This is a genomic window from Pandoraea apista (assembly GCF_001465595.2).
GTDB lineage: Bacteria > Pseudomonadota > Gammaproteobacteria > Burkholderiales > Burkholderiaceae > Pandoraea > Pandoraea apista.
The window spans coordinates 2,732,591-2,757,908 of the sequence record NZ_CP013481.2 but is presented as its reverse complement, the minus strand read 5'-3'; the positions used below and the strand labels follow the sequence as shown (position 1 = coordinate 2,757,908).

Genomic DNA, 25,318 nt, shown 5'->3' with positions numbered 1-25,318 from the left:
GGCAGCCTCCGTCAGCGGTTGTAGAAATTGACGGGCTGCGGCGTGTACGGCGTGCCTTCGCCCAGGAAACGGCGCGTCACCTCGCGCCCGCGCTCCGTGGCCGCCGCCTGCCGCGCCAGTTCCAGCGCGGCCGCGCGGTCTTGCGTGATCTGGAGCCGCTGCGTCTGGATCGACTGCTTGGCCTGCAAGGCCAGCAACTGGTTCATGGCCTGCATTGCTTGCAGCGCACCCTCGGCCGACTGGCTCTTGCCCACGAGGTCGGCCAGCACGCTTTCGTCGTCGCTCAGGTTCTGCGATGCCTGGGCCTGCATCTGCATGGTGGTTTGCAGGCCGTTGAGCGTGTTCTTCCAACGCTCCTGCGCATCGAGGTACATCTGATTGCCGCTCACCGTGGCGGCGTACTTCTCGGGATACAGGCGCGCGAACTCGCGGTCGATGCTCGTCACGTCGTAGGCCAAGCCCTTGGCCTGCGCGATCAACCGCTGGGTGGTCGCCAGGTTCGCGCGCAACTGGCCGACCACGCTGGACGGCAGGCTGGCCAGGTTGCGTGCCTGGTTGATGAGCATCTGCGCTTCGTTCTGGAGCTGGCGGATCTGGTTGTTGATCTGCTCCAGCGTGCGCGCAGCCGTCATCGTGTTCTGAATCAGATTGGTCGGGTCGAGCACGATGTCGCCGACGCCGAACAAGGCATGCGCGGGCTGCGCGATGCCGAAGGCGAGCACGCAGACAGCGGTCAGCGCGGCGAGTTTGGGGGTATGCAATTTCATGGCTGGTTCTCCTGGGGGTGGTCAGCGGTACGGAGGGAACCCGGCGCGAGGCCGGGGAACGAGGGCAGCAGGTCAGCCGCCCAATCGAGGCCGCGATGGCGCAGCCAGGCGCCCGCGAAGCCGGGCACGCCGGCGTCGGCCAGCACGCGGTCTATGTCTCGCTGGTCTTGCGGCGTGGAAGCGCCCGCGAAGGCCAGCGTCGCCGGCCCCAGGTCGAGGTCGAACACGCGGTTGCCGAGGCGGGATTGGTAGTAGTAGTCGCGCTTGGGCTGCGCGGTGGCTACGATCTCGATCTGCCGGCTGTTGAGGCCGAAGCCCTCGTAGATCGTGCGAATCTGCGGTTCGGTCGCTTGCGGGTTCGGCAAGAAAATCCGACTCGCGCAGCTTTCGATGATGGCCGGCGCGATGGCCGAGTCCTTCACGTCCGCGAGCGACTGCGTTGCGAAGATCACGCTGACGTTCTTCTTGCGCAGCGTCTTGAGCCACTGGCGGATGCGCGCCGCAAACACCGGGTCGTCGAGGAACAGCCACGCTTCATCAAGGATCAGCAGCGTGGGCGCACCATCCAGCCGCTCCTCGAAGCGCGCGAACAGGTAGCGCAGCACCGCGAGCACAGCGGCCTTGCTGTGCATCAGCTCCTCCATCTCGAACGCCTGCACATCGGCCGTGCCGAGGCGGTCATGGTCGGCATCCAGCAGCCTGCCGTGCGCGCCGCCCAGGACGTAGGGCGCGAGTGCCTGGCGCAACGTGTTCGATTGCAGCAACGCCGTCAGGCCCGTGAGCGTGCGCTGCTCCACCGGCGCGCTGGCCAGGCTCCCCAGCGCAGACCAGATGGCCGCCTTCTCGTCCGGGCCGACGGCCGCGCCTTCGTGCAGCAGGCGGCCTTCCACCCATTCGCTGGCCCAGGTGCGGTAGCCCTCGCGGTCGATGCGTGCGAGCGGCTGGAAGGCGATCTCGTCATCCGCGCCCAGGTCGTAGTGCTCGCCGCCCATGCCCAGGATGGCCGCACGGATCGAACGCCCCATGTCGAAGGCGAAGATGCGCTGATGCTGGCGCGCGCCGTCTGGTAAGGATCGTCCCATGCGCGCCCAAACCCTGCGTCAATACCTGAGTGTTCATACGTGGGCCGGCATCGTTGCCGGCTTCGCCCTGTTCATCGCCATGCTCGGCGGTGCTCTGACCGTGTTCCATCATGAGATCGAACGCTGGGAGCAACCGGCCACGCGCCATGCGCCGCTCTCGCTTGCCCAAACGGAACAGCTCGCCGAGAGAGTACGTGAGACATACCCGGCAGCTCGCGAGCAGATGGGTGTCGTGCTGCCCAATCACTCTCCTACGCCGTTCGCCTACTGGCAGGAGCCCAACGGCGAATGGATGCAGGCGCGTCTGGGCCTGGGCGCCGAAGGGGCTGCGCCCTCTCTGGTCATTGGCAACGCGCGCCCCGGTCTGTCGAGCACGATCAACGCGCTGCACTACTCGCTGTCGATCCCGACATATGGCCTGTACCTGATGGGGGTGGTGTCCCTGTTCTACGGCATGGCACTGATCTCCGGCGTGATCGTGCATTTGCCGCGCGTAACGCGTGACATTTTCGCGCTGCGCCCGGGGCGCAATCTCAAGCGCTTCTGGCAAGACGCCCACAACGCCATCGGCGTGCTGAGTCTGCCGTTTCACATCGTTTTCGCCCTCACAGGCGCGCTGCTGTGCCTGAGCCTGCCGCTCATGATGGCGTTTAACGTCGTGACGTTCGAAGGCAAGCTGATGTCGCAGATCCCGCAGGTCACCGGCGCTGTGCCTGCCAAAATCGCCCCGGTGGACGGCAAGCCGCTCGACTTGCAGGCCGTGCTTGCACGCGCCGAACATGCGGCGCCCGACATGGAGGCCACCGCCGTGGCCTGGACCCGTTACGGCAAGCCTGACGCAGTGGCCGAAGTCTACGGCGAGGCCAGCGACTCGTTGGGGGTTTTCGCCGCCGTGGCCGTGCGTCTGAACGACGGAGAGATCGTCGGTCAACACAGCCCGGGCGCGCGCGACACGAACCACGCGGTGTTGAGCATGATCTATGGCGCGCACTTCGGTAACTTCGCGGGCGACGCCATGCGCTGGGTGTACTTCGTGCTTGGGCTGATGGGCGCTGTGCTGGTCTACAGCGGCAACCTGCTGTGGCTCGAATCGCGTCGCAAGCGCAACGCGGCCATTCAGCCTGCCAATTTGCGCTGGATGGCCAAAGCCACCGCCGGCGTATTCCTCGGCGCATGCCTGGGAATTGCCGTCGCCTTCGTCGGCGCCATAGTCGCTCCCGGTACCACGGCGCTTTCGATCTTCGTCGCTACGCTCGCGATTTCCGTCCTCTTTGCAGCACTCACCGCCCCCCCTGTGGCCGCCACCGGACTGCTCGCGGCGACCGCGCTCGCGTGCGTCGCCATTCCTGTGCTCGATGCAGCACTCACGCCCGACAATCTGGTGCACTCGATGGTCTCGGGCGATTGGGTGCTCGCTGGCGTCGATCTGATTGCCGTCGTCTGCGCGGCGATCTTTGCGCTGTTCGCGCGTGCCACATGGCAACGCGCCCGTCGCGGCGATCCGAACAGCGTCTGGGCCCGGCCTGCTGCGAGCAACGGTCAGACGTTGCACGACACTGACCCGGCGCACACCGCAGAGCGCACTGCCGCCGCCTGCCAAGACACGGCCAACACAACTACAGCGCTGCCCGAGCAGCCGGACCCGGCGCGAACCTGAGGGCTTTCGCAAGCGCCGTGCGACGACATGCTGTCGCACGCTGCGCTTGAGCAAGCGCGTTCGCCCGTCCCCACATAAGAAGACCGATTTCAAGACGTACCCGTCGGCACACGACGCATCACCAATAGGGAGATTTACACCGATGTTGCCTCACCGCCCGCTCGCTGGGCGCGGTCTCGCTCGCACACGCGCCGCGCACGATTTGACACCTCGCCTCGCTTCCCCCCTCTCGCCGTCCTCGATGTCGCGGGCCGTGGCCAGCGTGTTCGCGATCTGCGCCGCTTCGCTGACGCTCGCCTCGGGCAGCGTCCATGCGCAGCAAGTGTCGCAGACTGCCGACGCACAACCGGCTGCGAACGCATCGCAGGGTACCGCTGCACTGCCCGCCACCACGGTGTCGGCAGGCCGCGACGACGACATCAAGGTCGAGCGGGTGTCGAGCGGCGCATTGGGCACGCGACGCGCCGTCGACACGCCATTCTCGGTCGTCGCCGTGAACAGCGAGCAGATCAAGAACCAGATGGCCCAGACCGCTACGGACGCATTCAAATACGACCCGGCCGTCACTACGCTCTCGGAAAACAAGCGCAACGAGAACTCGTATTTCGCCGTGCGCGGCATGCGCGTGGATATGCTCGACGGTACCAAGGTCGACGGTCAGAACTTTGTCTCGTGGCAGGCCGACATTCCGCTCGAACCGTTCGAACAAGTGGAACTGCTCAAAGGTCTGTCCGGCTTCATGTACGGTTTCGGCGCGCCGGGCGGGATCGTGAATTATGTGCTCAAGCGACCGACCGACGAGCCGCTGCGTCAGTTTTCGGTGGGCTATGAAGCGAGCAATGTGTGGAGCGAGAAGCTCGATCTCGGCGGACGCTTCGGTCCCGACGATCGCTTCGGCTATCGTCTGAACCTCGTGAACGAGGAAGGCAACACCGCCGAGCCGAACAATCACGTGCGTCGCAAGACGATCTCGTTTGCCACGGACTTTCGTATCACGCCCGATCTGACATGGACGGCCGACGTGGCGTACTGGAAACGCCAGACGACCGGCACCCTGTTCGGCATGAACTTCAACGGTGCGGGTGCGGTGCCCGACGCGAACAAGGTCGCGCGCAATCTCGCCCAACCGTTCACGTATTACGAAACCGACTCGTTGACGGCCGGCACGTCACTCGACTATCGCATCAACGATCAGTGGAAGGCGAACTTCAAGTACCGCTTCGCACGTCAGAATCGTTTGAACGGTGACAGTTTCCTCTCCGTACTCAATGCGGCGGGAGATTACGCCGACACGCAGTACAAATGGAAGACCGCCTATTACTACCAGGCGTGGGACGCCATGATGCAGGGCAAGTTCACCACCGGCCCGCTCAAGCACGACGTGGTATTCGGGGTGGCCTATCAGAGCCAGGTCAAGCTCAACGATAACGGCGACGGCGGCAACGGGATTTCGCTCGGCACAAGCAATATTTACAACCCGTCGCTGCTGCCGAATCAAGACTTCGGACTGAACTACCAGCCGTACCGCAGCGAGAAGATCTCGCAACGGGCGATCTATGCCAGCGACACGATTGGCATCACCTCGCGCATTTCGCTGCTGGCCGGCCTGCGGTACACCCAGTTCAATGACGACCTGTACGACATTTCCGGTCAGACCAGCACGTCGTATCGCGCAAAACCCGTCTCGCCGACTGTCGCACTGATGTACAAGACCGACAACGATTCGACGGCGTATGTCAGCTACGTCGAGTCGCTGGAGCCGGGCGGTTCGGCGAGCATCACCAACGTCAACTTTCCGCAGACCTTCGGGCCGCTCACCAGCAAGCAGTACGAGGTGGGCTGGAAGGCTGACAAACAGACATGGGGGGCGAATCTCGCGCTGTTCCGCGTCGAGCGCGGTTATGGCTACACCAACCAGGCAAACTACTACGTGCAGGACGGCACGCAGCGCTTCCAGGGACTGGACGCGAGCGGCTGGGTGCGTCTCGCGCGCGACTGGCGCGTGATGGGCGGCGTGCTGCTGCTCAACACGAAGGCCGTGGATGTCGACGATCCGAGCGTCGCGGGCAAGCGCATTTTCGCCGCACCGCGCTATGTCGTGACCGGGCGAGTCGAGTACGACACCCCGTTCGTGCGCGGCCTGACGCTCGCCGCTGGTGTGAAGGTCACCGGCCAGCAGGAAGTGGATGCCGCCAACACGCTGTCGATCCCCGCGTACACCACTATCGATCTGTCGGCCAAGTACGCCACGCGTATCGCCGGCAAGTCGGTGGTGCTGCGCGCCGCGATCAACAACCTGACGGACAAGCACTACTGGACCACGACGTACAACGGCTTCGTGCTGCCGGGTTCGACACGCACGTTCCTCGCCAGCGCCACGATGGACTTCTGACCGGCACGGTCACGTCACCATGAAAAAAGGCCGCTCGATTGAGCGGCCTTTTTTACGTTTGCTTCGTTCGCGTCGTTCGTGGCGTATTGGACGACGACAAGACGGCAACGATCACCGTCTTACCCCACGAACGCGCGCTCGACGAGGTAATGCCCCGGGGCGTGGTTGTGACCTTCCACGAAGCCACGCTTTTCCAGCAGTTCGCGGGTGTCCTTGAGCATGGCGGGGCTACCGCACAGCATGATGCGATCGTTCTCCGGGCTGAATTCCGGCAGGCCGATATCGGTGAACATCTTGCCCGACTCCACCAGTTCCGTGATACGGCCCTGATTTTCGAACTCTTCGCGCGTGACCGTCGGGTAGTAAATCAGCTTGTCACGAATGTACTCGCCCAGATACTCGTGTTCCGGCAGATGCTGTGTAATCAGGTCGCGGTACGCCAGCTCGCTGGCGAAACGGCAGCCGTGCACCAGAATGATGTGCTCGTAGCGATCGTAGACTTCCGGGTCGCGGATGATGCTCATGAACGGCGCGAGTCCCGTGCCCGTCGACAGCAGGTAAAGGTTCTTGCCCGGCAGCAGGTTGTCGTTGATGAGCGTGCCGGTCGGCTTGCGGCCAACGATAACCTTGTCGCCCGGCTTCAAATGCTGCAGACGCGAGGTCAGCGGACCGTCCTGCACCTTGATACTCAGGAACTCCAGCTCTTCCTCGTAATTCGCGCTTGCCATGCTGTACGCACGCAGCAGCGGTTTGCCTTCCACTTCCAGCCCGATCATCGTGAACTGGCCATTGACGTAACGGAACGACGCGTCGCGAGTGGTCTTGAAGCTGAACAACGTATCAGTCCAGTGATGGACTTCCAGCACGGTCTGTTGATTCTGAGTACTCATAGTGGCTTGACGTTAGACGAAGGGGCGGCGCGACACCTCGGCAGGGCGCATGGCCCGGACGCCTGAAGGCTTGCGCGAGCCATCCTTAATGGCCCGATGCCCGGACTCCAGGCGCATCAGGTATACGCACTTTCAGTTTTGGGCGGGAAAACCCGATCATTTTACCCCAATTGGGAATTGCTTTCATTTGTCCGCTGAAGGGCCGCCGGGGTTTCCGGGCGACATTTGATATCCATCAGGGTTTTGATGCTGCCAACGCCAGTGATCGGCGCACATACGGGCCAGATCGAATTCGGCGCGCCAGCCCAGCAAGGCGTGCGCGCGCGACGCATTGGCATACGAGGCCCCTACGTCGCCCGCGCGGCGATCGACGATCGCGTACGGCACTTTGCGGCCGCTGGCGGCTTCGAATGCCTGCACGACTTCAAGAACGCTGTGCCCTCGCCCAGTCCCCAGATTGACGGTGAAGCCTGCGTTCAGCTTATGCAGGCCCGCCAGCGCCGCCAAATGACCACGTGCCAGATCCACCACATGGATGTAATCGCGCACCCCCGTGCCATCGGGCGTCGGCCAGTCGCCGCCGTAGACCATGAGCTGGGGCAGCTTGCCCACGGCGACCTGTGCAACGAACGGCATCAGGTTATTCGGCACCCCGCCCGGGTCTTCGCCGATCAGCCCGGATTCATGCGCGCCCACCGGATTGAAGTATCGCAACACCCCGATACGCCAGCGCGTGTCGGACTTGGCGGTATCGGCGAGGATCTGCTCGGCCATCAACTTCGTATGACCATACGGATTGGCCGTCGAAAGCGACGCCGTCTCGTCGATCGGCACCGATGTCTGATATCCGTACACGGCAGCGGACGAACTGAACACCAGATGCCGCACATCGTGACGATCCATCGCTTCAATCAGCGTCAGCAGACTATCGAGATTGTTTCGGTAATAGCGCGACGGTTTTTCGAGCGATTCGCCGATGGACTTCAACGCGGCAAAGTGGATCACGCCGTCGATCCGATAGCGGCTGAATACGTCGTCTATGACCGCCGGAGAACAGACATCGCCTTCGACGAATACGGGCGCACGGCCGGCAATACGTTCAATGCGTGCCACCGCCTCGGGATGACTGTTGCAGAGGTTATCGACGATAACGACGTCATACCCGCTCGCCAGCAGCTCGACACACGTATGTGAGCCGATATAGCCGGCCCCGCCGGTGACGAGAATAGTGCCCAGAGTGTTCATGAAAATGCCTTAGCGACGCCCGTGTGGCGCCCTCGATATCGCACCGGTCGAGCCGCAACACGGCCTCGGGCGAGACCCGCGATATTACTCCAGCCGCCGCCCACGTGCCAATGGCGTGCAGAACGACTCGCCTGGCGCATCTTCCCGGCTGTCGCCCGGCTTATGCCCGCTGCCCCATATAGGTATCGTATTCGAGCGCCGACAGCCGGCGGGCCAGCCGGTGAGCGCCGAGCAGCAGCACACACAGCAACGCGAGCGCGAACCCATAGCCATACAGTGCGGGCCCGTATTGCAGACTGCCCCAGGTGAAGGCGGCGTTGAGCACCACCAGCAACGAGGTGAGCATCAGCACGTCGCGGCGCCGGTCAAGATAGAACAGCACGTTGAGCACCCCGAGCAGCAGCACTTGCAGGCCAGCGGAGACGACGTCGATACGCAGCAACGCCTGCCACGCCTCGGGCATACCGACGAGCCGCAGCATGTCGTCGCCGAACGCGAACACGAGAAGCGTCACGATGGCCTGCACCTTGAGGATTTCGTAAAGCCCCGTGCGCACCGCACGCACCATCAACACCCGCGACGCCGAAATCTGCCGCAGCGTACCGCCGTGCCGTACGGCGTCGAAAAAACCGGCGTAGGCCTCGGCGAAATCCGTCTCGATGCGCAGCAAAAACACCGCCATGCCCGGAATGACGCAAAGGTACGACAGGAACACCGGCAGATCGTAGATGGGCGCGGCGCGCAGCGGCCCGATAATCGCCATGCCAGTCACGGGCGACGCCCAGAAGATCAGCTTGTCGATCCACACGCCCAACCCGAAGCACACTCCGACGCCGACCAGCGAAAGCCGCAGATTGCGCGGCACGAACACCGACCACGACAGCCAGGTAGTCGTACGATAATTACGCACGACAATGGCCGTGAGCCCCAGCAACAGGCAGGTATGGCCGATGACGAACCCACCCAGCAGCCCCGCGAGTCCGAAGCGCCCCAACAGCACGGCACTGACCACACTCAGGCTGTAACCGGCGCAGAACACACCGAGAATCGCGCGGTACTGCTTCACGCTCGTCAGAAACAACACCACGATCCATAGATTGCCGAGCAACACGAAACCGATCCACATCAGCCAGCGATACGTGAGCGGCAGGGTCGAGAAAAGCGTCTCCGACAGCGCGAGCCCTATTGCCCCGAGCACGACGGTCGTGACCAGCGTCACTGCATTGAACGACGGCATCACGGTGTGCGGCTCGCCGGCAAATAGCCGGTCGCTCAGATAGCGGGTGAACGCCAACTGGATGAGGCCCGTGGCGATGACGCTTGAGGCAATCAGATATGTCACCGAAACCTGAAATTGCGTCAGCACGTCGTGGGGTTGCACGTTCGCCAGACTCATTAACCCGACCAGCACCACGCCGACCATCGACAGCACCAGCGGGCCGGCACTGATAATTCCCGCATAGCTGTATGCCGCCAAAGTGCCTGAAAGGGTATCGCTGCGCAGCAAACGCCGTAATTCGAAGCCGATACCGGCCATCAGTCATTCCCTCCGTCGATCCATCGCCGGTATAGCGTGCGATACGCATCGCGCATGGTGTCGAGCCGGTAGTAACGCTCCACACGAGCAATACCGGCGCGGCTCGCGGCATGCCAGGCGCCGGGTTCGAGCACGTCGACGATGGCTGCCGCCAGCGCCTCGGGGTCGGCCATCGGCACAACGCGCCCCGAACAGCCCAGTGCCCGATCCTCGTCGTCTTTGCCGACGATCAACTGACGGCAGGCACCGACGTCCGTGGCCACGACCGGCACGCCGGCCGCCGCCGCTTCCAGCATGACCAGCGGCAGGGCTTCGGATACAGACGACAACGCCAGCACGCCGATTTGCGGCAGCACCGACTCGATCGCGCGATAGCCTGTGAACTGCACCTGATACTCCATACCGAGACTCGCGGCGAGGTCGCGGCACTCCTGTGCATACGCCGTGTCCTCGGTATCGGGCCCGACGATCCAGCCTTGCAAGTCAGGCCGCGCGCGGTAGGCGATGAACACGGCGCGCAGAAATGTCTTGATGTCCTTGACGGGGACCACCCGCCCCACCAGCGCCACGACCGGCGCAATGTCGGGACGCTCAGTCTGTGCGTCGGTCTCGCGCCGGGCGACACGCAACGCGGCAAAGCGCTCGATGTCCACGCCATTGGCAATGCTGCGCGTCTTATGGGCCGGCGCGCCGTCGCTCACCTGACGCTGGCGGTTGCCCTCATACAGCGAGACGATTTCGTTTGCGGTGTCGTAACAGATCCTGCCGATAGCTTCGAAAAAGCGCATCCACAGGTTCTGAAAATAGCCGACGCGCGAGATATCGCGCTCGAACGGACCGCGATTGTCACGCAGCCATTCGCTTTGCAGCAGATCGAGCTTGCGCTCCTTCGTGTAGCTGCCATGCTCGGTCACGAGCAGCGGCCGCCCCGTACTCATGCGCAGCATCGCCCCCAGCAGCCCTGCGTACCCTGTCGACACGGTGTGATACATGCGGGCCGGCGGCAAGGCGCTGGCGATGCTCGCCAGTTGCCAGATCGGCTTGTGCATCGCACGTATGGTCCAGAAATAATCGGTAAACGACGGGTCGTGGCAAAAGCGCTCATAACGCTGCGTGATGAAATCCCAGGCACGCTCGCTATGAAGAAATTCCGGCTGCGCCAGCGCATGGCCGTCGCGCAGCATCGGCAGAATCTTCGACAGCATGGCGTGGAGATCGTCGACGCTCATGTCGTCGCCCGCCCGCTCGCGTGCCTCATGCCGCTGACGGAACAAGTCGTGCATACGGGCAATCTGCGCGAAGGCCTCCGGGTCGCCCGAGCCCTGCCGCGTTCGCGCCGGGCTGTCGGCTGCGTTGGTGGGCGCGTCGGCCATCTCGTACAGGAAATGCGCCTCGAAGTGAACAACGTTCGCGGGCATTGGATAGACCGGCGCGCCATAGTCGCTGCGGCGGCTGCCGATGAACACCACCGCGAAGGTCAGGTCGGGAAAGGCGCGAATCAGAAGATCGACCCATGACGACACACCGCCCAGCACGTAGGGGAAGGTGCCCTCAAGAAGGAGCGCGACGTCGGCCATGTCGACAGGCGACGCGGCCTCCCCGATCTCGGCCGACGGTGGCGAATTCGTAAGGTCGTCGTGCGGGCGCGTGGCCATGGGCGCTACCGGGTCCAGAATCGTACGACGGGCTGCACCGCTGGCGAAGCCATCGGCCCTTTGGCGCCCGTCGCGTTTGCGCCCATCCCGCCGAGCAGTTGCGACACACGATCGTAACGGCGCTTCTGGAACGCGGCCTCTGCCAGCCAGGGCAACAGGCGCTCCGTCGGAAAACTGTGGAACTGGGCGTGACGCAGATACATCTCCGCCACGTCGGGCGTCTCGCGCAGCAGCGCACAACGGCCAAGGAGATACCACATCGAGGCATCGTCCTCGTGCTGCTCGAGCGTATCGCGTGCGAACTGCTCTACCCGCTCCAGCGTGAAACGCAGCACTTCGCCACGCACCAGATTCTGATAAATCAGTTCCCAGTACAGTTGCGCAAGACAACGGCTCGCGTGGGCACGCTCGTCTTCGTCCTGCGCTGCCGCGTGACGGTCGCGCATTGCGTAGATCTGCTGCATGATGCGCTTCTCCATGCCGTCGAGAATGCCGTACGCCAGCAGACGCACTTCCTCCACGGGATCGGCCAGCAGGTCGCGCGCGATTTCACTCGTGACCCTCGACGGCAGTGCTTGCACCGAGATCAAAGCCGCCACGCGGTCGTCGCGCTCGCCGCGCAGATTGCGCAGCCGCGCCCGTAGCCGCATGCCGGCACCGTGCCGAACCCGCGCCACAAGGTGCGAGATGAAGCCGGGGGGCGTGACGCGTCCGGACGCCATTGCCTCGCGCGGCGGCGGAAACAGGTACCCGATCAGAAGCACGCCCAGCACAACGGTCAAGCCCGCGCCAGGCAGGAAGAAGGTAATGAGCGCGATGTGCCAGAACGCGCTGTGACGGGCACCGTAGCTGGGTGGCAACACGCGAACCATGAAACCGCCCGCCAGCAGCGCTGCCGCGGCCTGCCAGACCAGCGCCGCCGACATCGGCCCCAACATCGGCGCCAATGGCGCATCGATGTCCCCCGGGGGCGCCTGCCAGACCTCGCTCTGGATCACAAGGCGCAGCGCCTGTGCCTGCATGACCACGGCCATGACGGCCAAACTCAGCGTGAATGCCCATTGCAGCAGACGCAGGCCGCTCGCGACACTGCGCTGGCGCCGCCGCCGGCCAGTTGTCACACGCTCGCCTTGCGATGTGCGCTCAGGCATGATCGACACACCGCTCCATCAGTTTGCGCAGGCCGTCGCCGGGCGCATCGGCGTCCACATGCGCGGTATGTACCGCGATGTGACCGCTCTGGAAATCGACATCGTACTGTTGACGCAAAAGGGTCTCGACGCGCAGCAGATAGCCGTCGATCCCGTGCTCGTCCGTGATCGGCATCAAGGCAATAGCGATCTGGCGACGTGGGGTGCCGATGGTCCAAAGCGCGTCGAGTGCCCGGCGCTGGCGCACCGTCTGCTCGAACAGCGAGTCGCCTCGCGCGCCGCGCGGGAACGCCAGCGCGACGAGTGAAGACTCGATGCCGCTCGCCCGCTTGAGCCGCGCCAGACGCCCCAGCTCGAGCGCAAAGTCGTATGGCGCTTGCGGCACCGATTCGCGCACACTGGCCACCAGAGGCTGATGGGCCACCCCATCGGCGTAGTAGGCAAGCAATACCAGCAGCAGTTGCAGATTGTCGTGATTGAGTGCGAGAAACGGCATGCGACGCACAATCAACACGCTGACCAGCGTGCCGTCGTTGTCGAGCAACGGTGCGCAGGCGAGATAGGGGCTCGTATCGCTGGCCGGATCCTCGGCACGCACGTGGGCAAGCGTGCCCTCCTGCAGACAATGCCGGACCAGCGCGTCGTCGACGTCGGGCTCGAAGCCCTCACCGACCCGCGCGATGGGCGTGGTGACGAGCCGGCCCGCGCGCACCGGGAATAACGACGCAACTTCGATCTGGCACGTCAGCGAAGCGAACTCGAGCATCGGTTGCGCATTCGGCAACCCGCCCGCGTGCCCATGAACGTCTCCTGCCCGCCGTACAGTGAGATCGCGAAGGCGCGTCAAAGCGTCGCGCAATGTCACGGGCCGCGCCAACAAATCGCGTTCGAGCCGTTCGTGAGAGACCCGCAGCAGGTAGTGGTTGTGCGTGATTGCGACGAGCCGGTCGCTGAAGTAGGCGTTGATGCCCTGCGCCCGATTCGCGCGGTGAGACCAGATATCGCAGAAATGCCCGGCAATGAGAACCGCTGTCATTCCGCCGGCGAAGTGCGTCATGGGGAACGGCCCGCCCATCGGTGCGCATAGGGCATACCAGGCGGCCACGAGCACCAGACCGCTTGCCGTGCCCGCCAGTGAGCCGTAGCGCAATGCGGCAATGAGGGCCGCCAGCCATAACCACGGAAATTGTGCGGAAAGAAGCAGCGGATCGTCCGGCCGGAACCGCCAGGCGACGAGCACCAAGAGTGCGGTGCCGCCCAGCACTTCAAGCATGGCAAAGGGACGTGCGATAGCGGGGGCAATCCATCTCCCCCACCGCCCGAGATTACCGAGCGGCTGCGAGCTGCGCACGCGTGCCGGCGACTGGGCATTGCGTGCCGGTTCGGCGTCGTTGGGCGTAGCGGCAGTCACGTGGTGTTCGCGGAAATTGAGATCAACCGGGTGCACACGCGCCATTTCCACGACATCGCTTCGTCGCATGCCATCGAAATGCCCAGCGCGAAACGTGGGCGTTCGCGCAAGCGCTGCGCGATGGCGGTTCGCATGATTCCCCGATATCGGAATGTGCCCTGCCCGGCGTCTTCGGCCGGGGCCTTGGGCGACGGATCGACAGTTTTCTTGGCAAGATCCGCCGCTCCCGTCCCGCGATACTTCTCCGTCGGGACGGCTTCTGACTGCTGATCCGAACTGATCTCTTATGTTTGATGGGAATGAACTTTACACACGCCCGGTCCTACTTTCGTCCCCATTTTTTCGCGCGCAAAACCCGCGCCAATCCGTCAGGATACCGATTCACCGTCGAATGAATACGGCCCTTCGTAGGCATCGACATACGCCAGATGCGTGCGCACGCCGGCCCCGGGTTGCCACAGATGCAACGCGAAGCCCGGTGGCTCGAGCGTGATCGAGCCGGGCGCTCCGGGCGCGAGCCCGAGCGTGATCTGATGCGCCGTTGACACGCATGTGCTCGCCATGACGCCGGGCGCCCCCTCCACGCACGCCTGAATGCTGCGGTGCAGGTGACCGCAAATCACTCGCTCAATATGACGATGACGTGACGTCACGCGCGCGAAACCTGCGCGGCCTTGCGCCGTCAGGCCGTATCCGTCCATGTAATCGATACCCGTGTCGAACGGCGGGTGGTGCATGGCGATGATCGTCGGGCGCCCCTCGCACGCGTGCAGTTGCTCGTCGAGCCATGCGAGACGAGTCTCACACAAATGCCCTCCGGCATTCGGCGGGTCCTGAGTGTCGAGCGTGAGTACGGTCAGCGGCCCAAGATCGACGCGATACTGCACAAATTCACTCGCCGAATGCAGATAGGTATGCTCAGGAAACGCTGCGCGCAGCCCCTCGCGGTGATCATGATTTCCCACGACCAGATACAACGGGATCGTAAGCGCCGCCAAACACTCCCGAAGTACTTCGTATTCCGACAAATGCGGCGTATCGATGAGGTCGCCGGTCGCGATGACCACATCGGGCCGCGGCGTCCATCGGTTGATGGTGGCAATCGCTCGGCGCAGAGCCTGCGCGGTATCCACACGTCCGCAGGCAAGCAAACCGGGCCGCGTCACGTGAAGATCGGTAATCTGACAAAGCAACATGAAGGCAATTCCTGAAAAGCGTTCGGCGACATGTCCCGCCGCCATTCGAGTGTAGGACGCACGCAGCAGTGTGTGATCTATCGTGCGGCGCCACGCTAGACACGCCTGATGACATGACAATGAATACCGGCCAATCCGGACAAGGTAACGGCCCTGACAACCAAAAGTCGGCCCGGTACGCAACCCCTGAAGTGTTAGGGAAACCTCCAAAGCCCGCCCAGCAAGGGATTGCGCGCGACGGTGACCGGAGATGCCCGCAGTTACCGGGGTTTTATCATCAAGAACAAGAAAGTACGCGGCATAGCACAACAAAATCGCCGCAAACCATTGTCAGGACTGGCCCACAGCCCGCCGAAGGCTCTATAATGCGGCTGCCCGGCCAGTGCCGGCGCCTTTTCGTTACGTGACGGAACAGATCTCCGGATCGCGTTTGCATTACGTGCCGTGAAGGCGATATTCTGGCGTGCGCCGCGTGCCTTATGGCGCGGATACAACACCGACACTCGCCAAATGGCGGAAGTGTTAGAGTTGTCGCCGGTATTCACCACCTCTCAAGGGAAACACACATGAACAAACAGGAACTGATCGACGCCGTCGCCGGCCACACGGGTGCAAGCAAGGCTCAAACCGGCGAAACTCTCGACGCCGTGCTTGAGGCGGTCAAGAAGGCCGTCGCCAAGGGTGACACGGTTCAGTTGATCGGCTTCGGCTCGTTCGGTTCGGGTAAGCGCGCTGAGCGTACCGGCCGTAACCCGAAGACGGGCGAAGCGATCAAGATCGCAGCTGCCAAGACCGTGAAGTTCACGGCTGGCAAGGCGTTCAAGGACGCCGTTAACAAGCGGTAACACCAGTTGCGCGCAGGCCGGCCTCCGTGCCGGCCTATCTTTTTGCTCGCACCGCCGTCTTACGGCGTGCAGCATGGGATACGTGTCACATCATCCTCTCGCGAGGTCCACGACTGATGTGATGCTGCGCGCCTCGCGGGTGTTCTGCGCACCGAACCTTCGGAGACCAGGCGCCCGCGACAGCAACATCCTGCCCGGCTGTCGAGCCGACACTGCGTGCCGGCACCCCTCGACATCGATCTGGCCTCTCTCTGTTGATTCAACTCGCACGACCGATTTGCGCTTGCAAATCGCGGCGCAGCGCTCGACGCGTCATCTTGTCGCGCCCAATTTTTCCCCAGCTTATTTCCCGAAGCATCTATGCTATGTTGCGTGACATGACACGCGCGACGACAGCGGCCATCGCCGCCTCCGGTGAGATATCACCCGCGGCCGCTCCGGCCGACGCAGAGGCTATTGCACTGCCCGACGCCGCCAACATGCGTCGCATGTCGGCGGCGCATCTGCTTGTCACGCTTGCCGCACTTCCTCTGAGACAGTGGCCATCGGTGCCTCTTCATCCTGAGAGCGATGCTCGTGCCGGGGCTTTCGACCCCGAAGCCATTCACCAATTGCGCATTGCAACGCGTCGGCTGCGGGCACTGATCGACGTCTTCTCGCCATGGCTGAAGCCCCGTTGGTACCGTCGGATCAAAGCAGAGTTATGCTGGCTCGGACACACGATGGGCCCCGCCCGCGACGCCGACGTGCTGGCGACAACGACACTGCCCGCCCTGCGCACCGAACACCCCGATATCGACTGGCCGGCGATTGATGCTCATGTGGCGAAACTACGTAGCGACGCCCGAGCGCTCGCTGCCGAAGCGCTCGCCAGCGAACGCCAGCAGGCATTGCATGCGTTGTTGTTGGAGGCGTTCGGAATCGGCGCCGACGGCCACGCCGACCGGCAAGCCGCCAAGGCATTGCGACGGCCCTCGCGCACGCCCGGCAAGCGGCCGCGCGCGCTGGCAAAACATGCGCGCAACGTGCTTCGCGCCCGTTACATTGCGTTGTTTCCGGATTGCCGGCAGTTGGCAATGCTCGACACCGAGCAATTGCACGCGTTGCGCGTGAAGGTCAAGAGGGCCCGTTACAGCGCCGAAGCCTTGACGCCTTGGCTTCGCAAAGCGATCCGCACCCCCTATCAGGACACGCTGCACACGGCCCAAACCCTGCTGGGCCAGCTCAACGATGCAGTCGTCGCCCAGCGAGCCCTCGAAGACATGGAGATTCCGGCGACACAGCGAGACACTCTGAACGGACGTCTCGACACGATCATCGTGAACGCGACCAGCCGCGCGGCCCATGTCCTTTGTCATCTACCCGACGCACACACCCTTGAGCGCGGCATGCGCAAAGACTGAACGTCGGGCATCAGGTGTCAGGCAATTCCCTCTCGTGCCACCTTGGAGCGCAGCAAGCGCATACCGTTAGCGATCACCAGCAGGCTCGCGCCCACGTCGGCAAATACGGCCATCCACAGCGACGCCAGCCCCACGATGGCCAGCGCGAAGAACACGGCCTTGATCGCAAGCGCCACGGCGATGTTCTGCTTGAGTACGGTCGCCGAGCGCTTCGACAATGCAAGGAAGGCCGGCAGTTTGCGAAGATCGTCGTCCATCAACGTGACGTCAGCCGTCTCGAGCGCGCTATCGGTTCCGGTCACGCCCATCGCGAAACCCACATCTGCCGCCGCAAGCGCAGGCGCATCGTTGATGCCGTCGCCGACCATGCCGACTTGCCCGAACTCCTCACGCAGCGCCGATATCGCCTGCCATTTGTCTTCCGGCAGCATTTCCGCACGCACATCCGTCACGCCCGCCTGCTGACCGATGACCTGCGCCGTCGCACGGTTATCGCCCGTCAGCATGACCGTGCGAACGCCCATTTGCGTCAGTTGCGCGATCGCTTCGCGGCTTTCTTCTCGCAATGTATCCGCGACGGCCAACACCGCCAGCGCCTGCGTTTCGCTAGCCAGCACAATTGCCGTTCGGGCCTGTGCTTCGAGACGCGCCAATTCGGCTTCCACGTTGGCGTTACACACACCAAGCGACTCGATCAGACGGTGATTGCCGAGGTAGTACAGCGTTTGACCGACGCGACCCTTCACACCCATGCCGACCAGCGCCTCGAAATCCGTCACCGGCGGCAATGCACCCAGACCGGCTTGCGTGTACCCGTCGACCACCGCGCGCGCGATCGGGTGGGTCGTCTGCGCGTCGAGTGCGGCAGCGAGCGTCAATACTTCGTCATGCGGCGTTTCGCTTAACGGCACCACATCGGTGAGGCGTGGCTCGCCGCGGGTAAGCGTGCCCGTCTTGTCAACGGCCACAGCCCGGATCAGACGGCCACTCTCCAGAAATGCGCCTCCCTTGATCAGGATGCCCGCGCGCGCGGCGGCCGTCAGACCGCTCACGACCGTTACCGGTGTCGAAATCACGAGAGCACAAGGGCAAGCGATCACCAGCATTACGAGCGCCTTGTAGATCCACGGCGACCAAGCCAGACCGAAAGCCAGCGGCGGCACGATCGCGACGAGCAACGCGCAAAGCACGACGGCCGGTGTATAGATACGTGAGAACTTATCGACGAAGCGCTGCGTCGGCGAGCGTTGCTGCTGGGCAGTCTCGACAATGCGCACGATCCGAGCGAGCGTTGTATCGCCCGGCGCAACCTTCGTGCGATAGACGATGAGACCGCTCTCGTTGATGCTGCCGGCGTAGACCTCGTCGCCCACCGTCTTGTCGACGGGCACACTCTCACCGGTTATCGACGCCTGATTCAGTGCGGAACTCCCCTGCTCGATCACGCCATCGATGGCGATGCGCTCGCCCGGTCGCGCCCGCACGCGCGCCCCGATGGGCAGCGACGCCGCGGGCACATCCGCCCACGTACCGTCGGCTTGCTCGACCGATGCCCGATCGGGAGCCAGACGCATCAGCGCTTCCACGGCGCGACGAGCCCGCGTCAGCGAAGCGGCCTCCAGCTTTTCGGAAAGCGCGAAGAGAACGATCACCATCGCCGCTTCCGGCCACTGTCCGATGAACACCGCGCCGATCACGGCCAGCGACATCAGGAAGTGGATGTTCAACGTGAAGTGTCGCAGCGCGATCCACCCCTTTTTCAGCGTAGGCAGACCGCACGCCAGAATTGCGACGACGACCATGGCCCCGACCCAAGGGCTGTGCTCGGGCACGCCCGACCACACGGCGACTTCGCTTGCCGCAGCCATCACGCCTCCCACTACCAGACGCAAGACATCGCTCTTGTGGCCCGCGGGCGGCGGTGCCGCGTTCGCGTTATCGCCCGCGAGCGGCACCGGCGTCATGCCCAGCTTGCGTAGCGTGTCCGCGACCGCCTCACCATGCTGTGCGGCATCGGAGGCCGACGCATCTACGTCGAAAACGACCGTCAACTCGCGCTTAAGCAGATTGAAATACAGCGCGTCGACACCGGGCCGGCGCTCGAGCTGATCGCGAATCAGCCGTTCTTCCGTCGGACAATCCATCTGATCGATGCGGAATCGGGCTTGCGGGGCGCCTGTCGATGGCACTGGCTCGACGGGGGCTATTACTGCGTCACCTGCGCAGCAGGATACTGCTTCGTGCACGTGTGCCGCACTCGAGGCCCGCGATCCAGCATGACCGTGTGAATGACCGTGATCGTGCGCGTGCACATGGCCACGCCCATGGCTGTGGTCGTGGTCGTGCGAGTGGTCGTGCCGATGCCCCCGATCATGACGATGCGTGTGCCCCGGCACTTCCCCGTGGTCATGCGCCTTGCGATCGGCCGTCGTCGAGCCCGCCAGACGCGCCGAATCCGAGGGGTTGGACATGTGAACTCCTGGTTTCCTGATTCGTGTTACCCTTTATTCAAAACCCTGTAGTCACTACGGAGTCAAGCATGAAAATCGGAGAACTGGCCCGCGCGGCGGGTACCGATGTCGAAACCATCCGCTATTACGAGCGCGCAGGCTTGCTATCGGCCCCGCCGAGGACCGACGCTGGCTATCGCACCTATGGCGAGGACCATCTGGAAGCCCTTCGCTTCATCCGCCATTGCCGCTCGCTCGATATGCCGCTCGCCGACGCAAAGCGTCTCGGCGAACTCGCGCACGACACGAGCGTGACATGCGAGGACGCGAACCAACTCATTGAAGCGCATCTTGCGCGCGTGCACACCCGCATTCACGAGTTGCAGGCGCTCGAACAACAACTGCTGCATCTTCAGGCGCAATGTCATAGCCGCCACGAAACGAGCGACTGCGGCATTCTGCGTGCGCTCATGCAAGGCGCACATGGCGAAGCCTGCGCTTGCCATACCGATACCGACCCGATCGAAGTCGCCTGCGATCACGATCATCTTCACGCGTAGACCTATCAACAGAGCGTCGCCACAGCGGCGACGCTCTCGTCGCTCGACGGGCTTCCGCAAACACGCCCTCGACAGAACCCCCATCGCCGGCACTCAACCCGCGCGCACCTTTCAAACACTTTCAACGGCATGGCGTTGAACGCCGCAATGATTGTGATGAATGCCCGCAATCCCTGCGAAAACAGGGGCAAACCGGCATAGTTTCTATACAATGTCCCGCACGCGGCGTGCCAGCAGCCATGCATCGGCAGGAACAGCCATGGCACGCCGTTCAGGAAGTGCGCATCGACATGTTGCACTCCGTTCCAATTTTTGTTTATTTGTCGGAGACCTTATGTCCAGCGATGTATCCGCTACGCCAGCCCCCGCGACGGAAAGCAGCGCCGACATTGTGATCATGGGTGCCGGCGCCGCAGGAATCTCCGTGGCGGCCAGTTTGCGCCGCCGCCGTCCATCGCTCTCCATCACTATCGTGGACCCGGCCGATACGCACTACTATCAGCCGGCCTGGACGCTCGTTGGCGCGGGGGAATTCGATGCTCAGCGAACGGCGCGTCCGATGGCAAGCGTCATCCCCGAAGGGGTGAACTGGATCCAGGCGGCGGTCACGGCATTCGCCCCGGATCATCAGCAGATCCTGCTCTCGGACGGTCGCCGTCTTGGTTACCGCTACCTCATCGTTGCCCCCGGCCTTCAACTGAACTGGGAAGCCATCGACGGCTTGACCGACACACTCGGCCGCAACGGGGTCACCTCCAACTATCGCTTCGATCTCGCGCCGTACACGTGGTCGCTGGTGCGTGAATTCAAGGGCGGAAATGCCCTGTTCACACAGCCGCCCATGCCGATCAAGTGCGCGGGCGCCCCGCAAAAGGCGATGTATCTGTCGGCCGACACCTGGCGCCAGCGCGGCGTGCTCGACAAGACGAAGATCGAGTTTCATCTCGTGGCACCCGCACTGTTCGGCGTGAAGGATTACATCCCGGCGCTCATGGAGTACGTGAAGCGCTATCGCATCTCGCTTAATCACCTCTCGCATTTGCGCGCGGTCGACGGCGAGCATCGTGTTGCCCGTTTCGAGATTTTCGACGCCGACGGGCAGTCGCAGTTTGTCGACAAGCCGTTCGACTTGCTGCACGTAGTACCGCCGCAAAGCGCCCCGGACGTCCTCCGTGCCAGTCCGCTGGCAGACGCCGCCGGCTGGTGCGAAGTCGATCCGGCGACCTTGCGTCACACGCGTTACGCGAATATTTTCGGCCTGGGCGACGCGATCTCTGCCCCGAACGCCAAGACCGCTGCCGCCGCGCGCAAACAAGCGGTAGTCGTCGCGGAAAACCTGCTGGCCGCCATGGACGGCGGGCCGCTCGCGCTGCGTTATGACGGCTATGGCGCTTGCCCGCTTACGGTGGAGCACGGCAAGATCGTGCTGGCCGAGTTCGGCTACGGTGGCAAATTGCTGCCAACGTTCCCCATCGACGGCACCCATCCCAACCGTTTTGCATGGGTATTGAAAAAATACGTGCTGCCCAAGGTGTATTGGGATTTCATGCTCCGCGGACGAGAATGGCTGGCGCAACCCAGCCGTGCCGATCATAGGTGAAACCCGGACTCAATTTTCAATAACGGGTGCCGTTAAAGGTCAAAGGACCCGGTTTCGTGACCGGGCACGAGCTTCTAGTCGGGCCACGCCTTGCGCGCGGTCTGCCTGATCGCGAGGAATGCGGTGCTGTGGCCGGTGTATCCCACCTTGTCCCTCGCGTGATGGCCGACACATTTACGCGTCTTATGCTGAACATGATTCAAGGGTTTTCTGGCGGCACGACCGGTTCGACGCGTGGGCTTCCTCTGGCCGCAGGCATTGCACGCGGCAATGACAAACGTTCAACCGTACGGGTAACGACTGCCCGTCTTCCGAGATGAACGATACCAACGCGCTTCGACGCCAAGTCGTGCTCGCCGACCTGCTGCTGGATCGCCAGCGGTTGTTGCGTGCCCTCAGTCTGGAGTTGCGCACCCCCCTAGCCCGCCCGGCAGCCACAGCGCGCTCGTGGTACTGCATGTGGGACGTGGCCAGCGCAAGGCAAGCAGTCAGGCCGCCATTTCAGACGCCGACTTGCTGGCCACCATTGCGTTTCGCATCGGCTCGCGCATTCGCCGGCGCGATCTGATCGGGCGTGTCTCCGACCAGCAGATCGCCATCTTGTTGCGGGACCTCGGCAGCCGCGAAGCCGCCTCGCAGATCACGCGCCGGTTTATCCGTGCCGGCGAATCGCCCGTCCCGTGCGGGAACGGTCTGCTCTATCCGATTCTCTCGGCAGGGGTCACCCACCTGCCGCAGGTGCCGGTCTGGCCCGCCACGTTACTCGAACACACCTCGGATGTCGCCGATCAGGCGATCCGCGAAAGTGCGTCGCGCTTTCTCGTAACCGAAGCCCCGTCCGCCCCGACCGAGAGCATTACCCCGCCGGATGAAGCGGGCAACGAGCACTATTGGCGCAACGCCATTGGACGCGCCCTGTCTGGGTCGGAATTCCGCCTGCACTACCAGCCGCAGATCGATATGCGCACGCACCGGCTGACCGGGCTCGAAGCGCTGATCCGCTGGCAGCGCGACGACGAACTGATCATGCCAGGCGAGTTCATTCCGGCCGCTGAGCGCTGCGACGTCATTGGTCCGATCGGTGAATGGACACTGCACGAAGCATGCCGTCAGCTCGATAAATGGCATACGGACGGCGAAGAATATCCGCGAGTGGCTGTGAACCTGTCGGCGCAGCAAATGCGCGTGCAAACGCTTGAGACGGTCCGTTACGCCCTCAAACACCACCGCGTGCCGCCCGACAAGCTGGAGATCGAGATTACCGAGTCGTCGCTGATCTCGCACCTCGACGAAGCGGCCACGCTGATGAACGAACTCGTGGCCATGGGCGTTCGCCTGTCGCTCGACGACTTCGGCACCGGCTATTCCAGTTTCGTGCGCCTCAAGCGCTGGCCGTTCGGCACCGTCAAGATCGATTACCAGTTCGTAGCCGGCGTGCTGCTTGGCGGCTACGATACGGAGCTGATTCGCGCCATCATCGCCATCGCGCGCAAGCTCGAGATCGAGACCGTTGCCGAAGGAGTCGAGACCAGTGCGCAACGCGACGCACTGGCGTCGCTGGGCTGTCACGCCTGGCAAGGGTATCATTGCACGCGCCCCTTGCCGCCCGGGCATATCGAGACCTTCATTCGCGACTGGCACGGGCGCCTGTAAACGCGTCTGCATCCGCCTTTGCCGTTGGCCAACGCTCTGTTCAACCGTCACCGAACCGCTTCTGTCCTCGTCAGCGGCCTGACCATTCTCATTGGCGTCCTCGTCGCCTGGGGACTGGCTCGCTTCGCCGCCGATCAGTTGGTGGCGAACCGCTCGGCACGCCTGCTCTTTGAGGAGCGCAGCGTTGCAAGCCGCCTCGCCCACGGCACCGTCCACACGGTCAATCAGGACCTGATGCTCATTCGCGGCATCCCCCAGGTGCTGGCTCAGATCGCACAAATTCAGGACGCCGCAGCCAGCATCGCCGAGCATCCGCTCAAGGGCGTGCCACCCGAAACGGCCCGTCGGACCTTGCTCGCCAACCCCGTGCTCAAACCCGTCAATGAGCTGCTACGCGCCGCACAGCTCTATTTCGGCGCCGATCTCGTCTGGCTGGGCACACCGGATGGCGTGACGATCGCCTCAAGCGACGCTTATACGACCGACCCGCTGGTTGGCGACAACTATGGCGATCGAGGCTACTTCAACACCGCCGTGCTCGGCGGCGCGGGCCAACAATATGTCATTGGCCGCAAGACCGGTCTGCCCGGCATCTACTTCACCGCCCCCGTTTATCGGGACGGCCTGCTCGTCGGTGTAATGGTGGTGAAACTCGGCGTGCGCCGGCTGTCTCACTGGGTCGATTCCGGTGCATCGTTCGTGACCGACACCAATGGCGTTATCGTACTTGCCAACGATCCGACATTCACCGGTCAGGCAGTCCCAGGCGCCGAGGTCTTCAAACTGACACGTCAGGAACGGCGCCATCTCTACCAGCAGGAAGACTTCACGGTCGTTCCCATCAAAGACTATGATCTGTCGCCCGGCACACCGGGGCTCATGCAGAGCGACCCCGACGACGAAAATGGCGAGCACCGTGCGCGTCTGGTTCGCGTGCAGCCCGACAACCAGCCATATCTTCTGGAGGCCGAACCGTCGACAGACAGCGAACTGATCATCTACACCATGAACGAAGCGCCGACACTGGGCAGCCTGTCCATCGAGCGACGTCGTTATGCGACCTTGGTGTTCGCACTGCTGCTCAGTTCGGCAGGTGCACTCTGGCTGCTCGTTCGCTATCTGAAGCGCGAAAAGCTCCAGTTAACAGACACGTTGGCCAAGAATGCCGCGCTTGAGCACGAGGTCAAATACGATGCGCTCACCGGTGCGCTATCGCGTGGACACTTTCTCAAACGGCTGCGCGCCGAGGTTGCGCAAGCCGTATCGACCGAAGTGCCGGCGTGCGTCATCCTGGTCGATCTGGACCATTTCAAGCAGATCAACGACACCTGGGGTCATGCGCTCGGCGATAGCGTACTCGCCACCTTCGTCCGGCTTTGTCACGAATCGTTACGCGAAGATGACATCTGCGGTCGTTTGGGGGGCGAAGAATTCGCTATTATCCTGAGTGGCGCTACCGAGGCACGAGCCCTTGAGGCGGCCGAGCGTTTGCGTGAAGCCGTACACGCGGCCCATATCGATGTCGACGGACAACCGCTTAAGTTCACCATCAGTGCCGGCGTAGCCCAGTGGCATGCAGGTGACGACGATAACGCCTGGCTGCAACGTGCCGACGCTGCGCTGTACCTTGCCAAATCCCGCGGGCGCGATCGCTGCGCCCGCGAATCCGACCTCCGGGCACTCACCCGAGGCGGGTCGTAACGGACTTCGGGCTCACCGGCCCGGGGTCGCCAACCCAGACCGGACCGATGCCACAGACGAATCTCACCACATTCGCCCCGTCGCCGTTGCGCGCTATCCAAATCGGCACAGCGGCCCTCTGCC

At 63.3% G+C, this 25,318-nt stretch carries 17 protein-coding genes and 2 pseudogenes; 8 read left to right on the top strand and 11 right to left on the bottom strand.

Going from position 1 to position 25,318, the window contains the following annotated elements:
- Positions 1–11: 11 nt before the first annotated feature.
- Both trbJ and AT395_RS12785 read right to left on the bottom strand, forming a co-directional pair.
- On the bottom strand, positions 12–767 hold the full coding sequence (gene trbJ, locus AT395_RS12790; RefSeq protein WP_027457565.1) for a P-type conjugative transfer protein TrbJ: 756 nt from the start codon (positions 765–767) through the stop codon (positions 12–14).
- Positions 764–1,810 (bottom strand): annotated as a pseudogene (locus AT395_RS12785) (TraG/VirB4 family ATPase); the annotation flags it as partial. The pseudogene AT395_RS12785 and the gene trbJ, both read right to left, overlap by 4 nt.
- Positions 1,811–1,847: 37 nt before the next feature.
- Here AT395_RS12785 and AT395_RS12780 point away from each other — a divergent pair.
- Together AT395_RS12780 and AT395_RS12775 are read left to right on the top strand one after the other, a co-directional pair.
- Positions 1,848–3,506 carry a PepSY-associated TM helix domain-containing protein gene (locus AT395_RS12780; RefSeq protein WP_048629388.1) on the top strand — a complete coding sequence of 553 codons (1,659 nt, stop codon included), beginning with the start codon at positions 1,848–1,850 and terminating at the stop codon, positions 3,504–3,506.
- 142 nt (positions 3,507–3,648) lie between these two features.
- Positions 3,649–5,898 (top strand): TonB-dependent siderophore receptor, encoded by a 2,250-nt coding sequence (locus AT395_RS12775; RefSeq protein ID WP_237165723.1) that lies wholly within the window; start codon positions 3,649–3,651, stop codon positions 5,896–5,898.
- A gap of 119 nt (positions 5,899–6,017) precedes the next feature.
- On the opposite strand, the gene AT395_RS12770 is transcribed toward AT395_RS12775, so the two are convergent.
- The 7 genes from AT395_RS12770 to AT395_RS12740 all read right to left on the bottom strand — a co-directional run bounded on the left by AT395_RS12770 (position 6,018) and on the right by AT395_RS12740 (position 14,983).
- Complete coding sequence (locus AT395_RS12770) at positions 6,018–6,788, bottom strand: ferredoxin--NADP reductase (RefSeq protein ID WP_039374413.1); 771 nt, start codon at positions 6,786–6,788, stop codon at positions 6,018–6,020.
- 183 nt (positions 6,789–6,971) lie between these two features.
- A complete protein-coding gene (galE, locus tag AT395_RS12765) occupies positions 6,972–8,033 on the bottom strand; it encodes a UDP-glucose 4-epimerase GalE (RefSeq protein ID WP_042115836.1) in 1,062 nt (353 codons plus the stop codon).
- 160 nt (positions 8,034–8,193) lie between these two features.
- The gene (gene pelG / locus AT395_RS12760; protein ID WP_042115835.1) at positions 8,194–9,570 is read right to left on the bottom strand and encodes an exopolysaccharide Pel transporter PelG; all 1,377 of its coding nucleotides are present in this window, start codon (positions 9,568–9,570) and stop codon (positions 8,194–8,196) included.
- Positions 9,570–11,147, bottom strand: a complete 1,578-nt coding sequence (pelF, locus tag AT395_RS12755; protein WP_042118395.1) for a GT4 family glycosyltransferase PelF — start codon at positions 11,145–11,147, stop codon at positions 9,570–9,572. The genes pelG and pelF overlap by 1 nt, the downstream gene beginning before the upstream one ends.
- Positions 11,148–11,230: 83 nt before the next feature.
- Positions 11,231–12,376, bottom strand: coding sequence for a hypothetical protein (locus AT395_RS12750; protein ID WP_048629386.1), 1,146 nt, complete (start codon positions 12,374–12,376; stop codon positions 11,231–11,233).
- Entirely contained in the window at positions 12,369–13,856 is a 1,488-nt protein-coding gene (locus tag AT395_RS12745) for a PelD GGDEF domain-containing protein (RefSeq protein WP_231606142.1), read from the bottom strand. The genes AT395_RS12750 and AT395_RS12745 overlap by 8 nt, the downstream gene beginning before the upstream one ends.
- A 299-nt stretch (positions 13,857–14,155) precedes the next feature.
- A complete protein-coding gene (locus tag AT395_RS12740) occupies positions 14,156–14,983 on the bottom strand; it encodes a phosphodiesterase (RefSeq protein WP_042118387.1) in 828 nt (275 codons plus the stop codon).
- A gap of 566 nt (positions 14,984–15,549) precedes the next feature.
- Here AT395_RS12740 and AT395_RS12735 point away from each other — a divergent pair.
- Both AT395_RS12735 and AT395_RS12730 read left to right on the top strand, forming a co-directional pair.
- Positions 15,550–15,828: an HU family DNA-binding protein gene (locus tag AT395_RS12735; protein WP_042115834.1), complete on the top strand. Its 279-nt coding sequence runs from the start codon at positions 15,550–15,552 to the stop codon at positions 15,826–15,828.
- Between the two features lie 377 nt (positions 15,829–16,205).
- A complete protein-coding gene (locus AT395_RS12730; RefSeq protein WP_167370730.1) occupies positions 16,206–17,231 on the top strand; it encodes a CHAD domain-containing protein in 1,026 nt (341 codons plus the stop codon).
- 17 nt (positions 17,232–17,248) lie between these two features.
- Here AT395_RS12730 and AT395_RS12725 read toward each other — a convergent pair whose 3' ends face one another.
- Positions 17,249–19,375: a heavy metal translocating P-type ATPase gene (locus AT395_RS12725; protein WP_048629385.1), complete on the bottom strand. Its 2,127-nt coding sequence runs from the start codon at positions 19,373–19,375 to the stop codon at positions 17,249–17,251.
- A 62-nt stretch (positions 19,376–19,437) separates the two neighbouring features.
- Positions 19,438–19,641 carry a hypothetical protein gene (locus AT395_RS26250; RefSeq protein ID WP_048629384.1) on the bottom strand — a complete coding sequence of 68 codons (204 nt, stop codon included), beginning with the start codon at positions 19,639–19,641 and terminating at the stop codon, positions 19,438–19,440.
- A 129-nt stretch (positions 19,642–19,770) separates the two neighbouring features.
- Between AT395_RS26250 and AT395_RS12720 the strand changes: the two genes are divergently transcribed.
- The 4 genes and pseudogenes from AT395_RS12720 (at position 19,771) to AT395_RS12705 (ending at position 25,195) form a co-directional block, all read left to right on the top strand.
- On the top strand, positions 19,771–20,241 hold the full coding sequence (locus AT395_RS12720; RefSeq protein WP_042115832.1) for a Cd(II)/Pb(II)-responsive transcriptional regulator: 471 nt from the start codon (positions 19,771–19,773) through the stop codon (positions 20,239–20,241).
- Between the two features lie 361 nt (positions 20,242–20,602).
- Positions 20,603–21,841: pseudogene (locus tag AT395_RS12715) on the top strand (NAD(P)/FAD-dependent oxidoreductase); the annotation flags it as partial.
- Positions 21,842–22,288: 447 nt separating this feature from the next.
- The gene (locus tag AT395_RS12710) at positions 22,289–23,494 is read left to right on the top strand and encodes a putative bifunctional diguanylate cyclase/phosphodiesterase (protein WP_048629382.1); all 1,206 of its coding nucleotides are present in this window, start codon (positions 22,289–22,291) and stop codon (positions 23,492–23,494) included.
- A gap of 24 nt (positions 23,495–23,518) precedes the next feature.
- Positions 23,519–25,195, top strand: a complete 1,677-nt coding sequence (locus AT395_RS12705; RefSeq protein ID WP_124988608.1) for a sensor domain-containing diguanylate cyclase — start codon at positions 23,519–23,521, stop codon at positions 25,193–25,195.
- Positions 25,196–25,318: the final 123 nt, after the last annotated feature.

Bases quoted from the DNA above. Each gene is read 5' to 3' on its own strand.
- trbJ (WP_027457565.1), bottom strand. From the start codon at position 767: ATGAAATTGCATACCCCCAAACTCGCCGCGCTGACCGCTGTCTGCGTG.
- AT395_RS12780 (WP_048629388.1), top strand. From the start codon at position 1,848: ATGCGCGCCCAAACCCTGCGTCAATACCTGAGTGTTCATACGTGGGCC.
- AT395_RS12775 (WP_237165723.1), top strand. From the start codon at position 3,649: ATGTTGCCTCACCGCCCGCTCGCTGGGCGCGGTCTCGCTCGCACACGC.
- AT395_RS12770 (WP_039374413.1), bottom strand. From the start codon at position 6,788: ATGAGTACTCAGAATCAACAGACCGTGCTGGAAGTCCATCACTGGACT.
- galE (WP_042115836.1), bottom strand. From the start codon at position 8,033: ATGAACACTCTGGGCACTATTCTCGTCACCGGCGGGGCCGGCTATATC.
- pelG (WP_042115835.1), bottom strand. From the start codon at position 9,570: ATGGCCGGTATCGGCTTCGAATTACGGCGTTTGCTGCGCAGCGATACC.
- pelF (WP_042118395.1), bottom strand. From the start codon at position 11,147: ATGGCCGACGTCGCGCTCCTTCTTGAGGGCACCTTCCCCTACGTGCTG.
- AT395_RS12750 (WP_048629386.1), bottom strand. From the start codon at position 12,376: ATGCCTGAGCGCACATCGCAAGGCGAGCGTGTGACAACTGGCCGGCGG.
- AT395_RS12745 (WP_231606142.1), bottom strand. From the start codon at position 13,856: ATGCGACGAAGCGATGTCGTGGAAATGGCGCGTGTGCACCCGGTTGAT.
- AT395_RS12740 (WP_042118387.1), bottom strand. From the start codon at position 14,983: ATGTTGCTTTGTCAGATTACCGATCTTCACGTGACGCGGCCCGGTTTG.
- AT395_RS12735 (WP_042115834.1), top strand. From the start codon at position 15,550: ATGAACAAACAGGAACTGATCGACGCCGTCGCCGGCCACACGGGTGCA.
- AT395_RS12730 (WP_167370730.1), top strand. From the start codon at position 16,206: ATGACACGCGCGACGACAGCGGCCATCGCCGCCTCCGGTGAGATATCA.
- AT395_RS12725 (WP_048629385.1), bottom strand. From the start codon at position 19,375: ATGGATTGTCCGACGGAAGAACGGCTGATTCGCGATCAGCTCGAGCGC.
- AT395_RS26250 (WP_048629384.1), bottom strand. From the start codon at position 19,641: ATGACCACGGGGAAGTGCCGGGGCACACGCATCGTCATGATCGGGGGC.
- AT395_RS12720 (WP_042115832.1), top strand. From the start codon at position 19,771: ATGAAAATCGGAGAACTGGCCCGCGCGGCGGGTACCGATGTCGAAACC.